Consider the following 1,629-nt stretch of genomic DNA (forward strand, 5'->3'; position numbering starts at 1 on the left):
ACAACTACCCGATGACGGTCTCGCTCAACAAGTAGCGCATCGATGGCGCCGGCCCCCGGCCCGGCGCCATCGGCGTCACGGCAGCAGGTCGCGGATCACGGCGTCGGCCAGCAGCCGGCCGCGCAGGGTGAGGACCACCCGGCCGGCCTCGTACGCCGCCGGGTCCAGCAGGCCGTCGGCCAGGGCCCCGGCCGCGCCGGTCAGCCCGGTCGCGTCCAGCGCGGTCAGCGGCAGGCCGTCACGCAGCCGTACGCGCAACATCACGTCCTCGACGTGACGGTCCGCATCGGTCAGGATCTCCCGGCCGTGCCCGGGCGACAGACCGGCCTCCACCCGCTTCGCGTACGCGGCCGGATGCTTGACGTTCCACCAGCGCACCCCGCCGACGTGGCTGTGCGCGCCCGGCCCGAGCCCCCACCAGTCCCCGCCGGTCCAGTACAAGAGGTTGTGCCGGCAGCGGGCGTCCGGTGTCGTCGCCCAGTTCGACACCTCGTACCAGGAGAACCCCGCCCCGCCCAGCGCCGCCTCGGCGGCCAGGTAGCGGTCCGCGGCCACGTCGTCCTCCGGGTACGGCAGCTCACCCCGGCGCATCCGGGCCGCCATCCGCGTCCCGTCCTCCACGATCAGCGAGTACGCGCTGACGTGATCCACCCCCGCGTCGAGCACCGCGGCCAGCGAACGGGCGAAGTCCTCGGGCGTCTCCCCCGGCGTCCCGTAGATCAGATCCAGGTTGACGTGGTCGAAGCCGGCCTCCCGGGCCTCGATCGCGGCCTGCGGCGCCCGCCCGGCGGTGTGCCGGCGCTCCAGGATCCGCAGCACGGCCGGGGCGGCGGACTGCATGCCCAGCGAGATCCGGGTGTAGCCGGCCTTACGCAGCGCCTGCAGCGACTGCGGGGTCACCGACTCGGGGTTGGCCTCGGTGGTGATCTCCGCGTCGGCGGCCAGCCCCCAGGTGCGGTCGATGCCCTCGAGGATCCGGCCCAGGTCGCCCGGGTCGAGCAGGGTCGGCGTGCCGCCGCCGACGAACACGGTGTCGACGCGCGCGCCGGTGACCGAGGCGGCCAGCTTCAGCTCGGCCAGGACCGCGTCGGCGTAGCCCTCCCGGCTGGCGCCCCCGCCCAGCTCGCTGGCCGTGTACGTGTTGAAGTCGCAGTACCCGCACCGGCTGGCACAGAACGGGACGTGGACGTAGACCCCGAAACCCCGTCCGCCGACGTCGCGCAGGGCACTGTCGGGCAGCGAGCCGTCACTCGGTACGGGCTCGCCCTCGGGCGCGGGACCAGGCATCCGTCAAGTGTGCACGTACACCGTTAGGGTTCCGGCATGGAGTTGGTCCGTACCGTCACCGCAGCCGGGGTGACCACCGTGACGCTGGACAGCCCGGCGAACCGTAATGCGCTCTCCTCGCTGCTCATGAGCGAGCTGCTGGCGGCGCTCGGCGCCGCGCTCACCGACCCGGCGGTCCGGGCGGTGGTGATCTCGCACACCGGCCCGGTCTTCTGCTCGGGGGCCGACCTGAAGGAGACCGCCGAGGCCCGGGAGTCCGGCAAGATCCCGGCTGAGCTGCTGGCCGACGTGCTCGCCGCGATCTGGGAATTCCCGAAGCCGGTGCTGGCCCGGATCGCCGGC

At 73.6% G+C, this 1,629-nt stretch carries 2 protein-coding genes; one reads left to right on the forward strand and one right to left on the reverse strand.

What is annotated here, in order from left to right:
• Positions 1-75: 75 nt before the first annotated feature.
• Positions 76-1,287: a radical SAM family heme chaperone HemW gene (hemW, locus tag AB0C29_RS47340; RefSeq protein ID WP_360834797.1), complete on the reverse strand. Its 1,212-nt coding sequence runs from the start codon at positions 1,285-1,287 to the stop codon at positions 76-78.
• A 36-nt stretch (positions 1,288-1,323) separates the two neighbouring features.
• Here hemW and AB0C29_RS47345 point away from each other — a divergent pair.
• Positions 1,324-1,629: enoyl-CoA hydratase-related protein (locus tag AB0C29_RS47345; RefSeq protein WP_360834798.1), on the forward strand; the 306-nt coding region annotated here is incomplete at its 3' end.

The organism is Actinoplanes sp. NPDC048791 (genome assembly GCF_040650095.1).
Lineage (GTDB): Bacteria > Actinomycetota > Actinomycetes > Mycobacteriales > Micromonosporaceae > Actinoplanes.

Coding starts and splice junctions, on each gene's coding strand:
- hemW (WP_360834797.1), bottom strand. CDS start 1,287: ATGCCTGGTCCCGCGCCCGAGGGCGAGCCCGTACCGAGTGACGGCTCG.